Annotated in this window: 1 protein-coding gene; it reads right to left on the bottom strand. The window is 40.4% G+C overall.

Annotated features, from left to right (window positions below):
• Positions 1–52 precede the first annotated feature (52 nt).
• The gene (gene gyrB / locus ATH1_RS0114935) at positions 53–2,023 is read right to left on the bottom strand and encodes a DNA topoisomerase (ATP-hydrolyzing) subunit B (RefSeq protein WP_010423371.1); all 1,971 of its coding nucleotides are present in this window, start codon (positions 2,021–2,023) and stop codon (positions 53–55) included.
• Positions 2,024–2,607 lie beyond the last annotated feature (584 nt).

Raw genomic sequence — 2,607 nt, 5'->3', positions numbered from 1 at the left:
CCATTTTTATAAATATTTTGCCAAAAAATACAACAAAATTAGAGATAAGATATTATGCATCAATATTTGCATAAGTTGCATTTTTCTCAATAAATTCGCGACGTGGCGGAACATCATCTCCCATCAGCATACTGAAAATACGGTCGGCCTCGGCAGCATTTTCGTAAGTAACCTGTCTTAACATCCGGTTCTCAGGATTCATGGTAGTATGCCATAATTGTTCCGAATTCATCTCACCAAGACCTTTATATCGTTGGATGTGAACGGAATCTTCTTTCCCGTCGGCATATTTTTCCACGAATTCACGCCTTTGAGCATCTGTCCAGCAATATTCTTCAAATTTCCCTTTCTTCAAAAAATACAGCGGAGGAGTAGCAATGTAGAGGTAGCCTTTTTTGATAAGCTCTTTCATATACCTGAAGAAGAAAGTCATTATGAGGGTAGCAATATGACTACCATCCACATCGGCATCCGTCATTATCACAATCTTGTGATAACGCAGCTTCTCAATATTAAGGGCTTTACTATCCTCCTCAGTTCCAATATTTACACCAAGAGCAGTAAAAATATTCTTAATCTCATCGTTTTCAAAGACTTTGTGTTGAAGGGCCTTTTCAACATTCAGGATTTTACCCCTCAAAGGAAGTATGGCCTGAAAACGCCTGTCACGTCCCTGCTTCGCGGTACCACCGGCAGAGTCACCCTCGACCAGGAATATTTCAGCCTGTTCAGGATCGCGCTCTGAGCAATCGGCCAGTTTACCGGGCAAACCACCTCCCGACAAAACACTCTTTCGTTGAACCAGTTCCCGGGCTTTCCGGGCAGCATGACGGGCAGTTGCCGCAAGAATCACTTTGTTTGCAATAGCTTTGGCTTCCTTAGGATTTTCCTCAAGATAATTTGAGAGCATGGTGCTCACAGCCTGATCGACAGCCAGACTCACCTCACTGTTTCCAAGTTTGGTTTTAGTCTGCCCTTCAAACTGAGGCTCAGCGACCTTAACAGAAATTACAGCGGTCAAACCCTCTCTGAAATCATCGCCATTAATATCAAACTTAAGTTTGGAAAGCATTCCGGATTTCTCTGCCCAGTTCTTCAAGGTACGGGTAAGTCCACGCCGAAATCCTGTCAAATGCGTTCCACCTTCTATCGTATTGATATTGTTGACATAGGAATATACATTTTCATTGAAAGAGGTATTGTAAACGATGGCGATATCTACAGGAATATCATTTTTTTCGGTGGAAATATGAATGGGCTCATCAATAAGCTTTTCCCGGTTGCCGTCAATAAAATTTACAAATTCGATGAGTCCGTTTTCCGAATAGAAGCGCTCCGATTTAAAATTTCCTTCTTCGTCTTTTTCTCTCTTGTCGGTAAGGATAATTTCAAGTCCGGAATTCAAAAAAGCCAGTTCGCGCATCCGGCTCGCCAAAATACTGTATTTGAATTCGATATTATTGAAAATAGAAGAATCGGGCATAAAAGTGATCCATGTACCGGTTTTATCCGTAGTCCCAACTTCTTCTATTGGAGCAAGCGGTTTCCCCTTTTGATATTCCTGGCGGTATATCTTACCATCACGGTGTACTTCAGCTTTAAGGTTCGATGATAGTGCATTGACACAGGAAACACCAACTCCGTGAAGGCCACCGGAAACTTTATAACTATCCTTGTCGAATTTTCCACCAGCGTGAAGCACTGTCATTACCACTTCAAGAGCCGACCGTCCTTCCTTTTCATGAAAATCGACGGGAATTCCGCGGCCGTTATCTACAACGGTAATGCTGCCGTCTTCATTAATGGTAACCACAATGGAAGTACAATAACCTGCAAGGGCCTCGTCAATAGAGTTATCAACAACTTCGTATACCAGATGATGCAGTCCTTTCTGACCAAGATCACCAATGTACATCGCGGGTCTCTTCCGAACTGCTTCCAGTCCCTCAAGAACCTGAATACTACTGGCTTTATATCCATTTTCAACAGGTATAGGGTTATTTTCATTTACCTTATCACTCATTTTTTCCTTTATTATTTTAGTGACTGTTCTTAAAGCTCAATCTCCTGTTCTTCAAGTACCTGCATGCAGGCAAAACAACAGGCAACTATCTGACCAGACACAAGAATATATTGCAAACACTTTCCTTACTTTGCAGACGGATAATCTAATTGCTGCCTGAATACATTTTTAAAGTATCAAAAATGCCATACAAAGATAACAAAATAAGCGATATTGACAGTCAAAAACCCAGACTATTTTTTATTTTTTTAATGCATCAACTAATTGATTTGTAGTTAATTAAATAACAAATACATAATTCTTTCAAATGGTTGGTTCTTCTTCTGAAAATAAAGCGAAAAAGAACCGGCAATTAGTGCCTTATATTGGATATTCATGTTTGTTTGGTAAAAAGTTTACCGCTCCGTCACCGTTCAGCAGTTTTAGTTATGACACTGATGCTAACTGTCTATCTAATCCCTTGCGAAGAATCTCTATCAGACTATGAAACGAGCATGACAAGGTTTGCCTTAATAGGTCATTAGGTCATTAGGTCATTAGGTCATTAGGTCATTAGATTGTTAGGTCATTAGATTGTTAGATTG

The organism is Anaerophaga thermohalophila DSM 12881 (genome assembly GCF_000191885.1).
Taxonomy (GTDB): domain Bacteria; phylum Bacteroidota; class Bacteroidia; order Bacteroidales; family Marinilabiliaceae; genus Anaerophaga; species Anaerophaga thermohalophila.
Note: the sequence above shows the minus strand (reverse complement) of the source record. Positions and strands in the feature narration are given on the sequence as shown.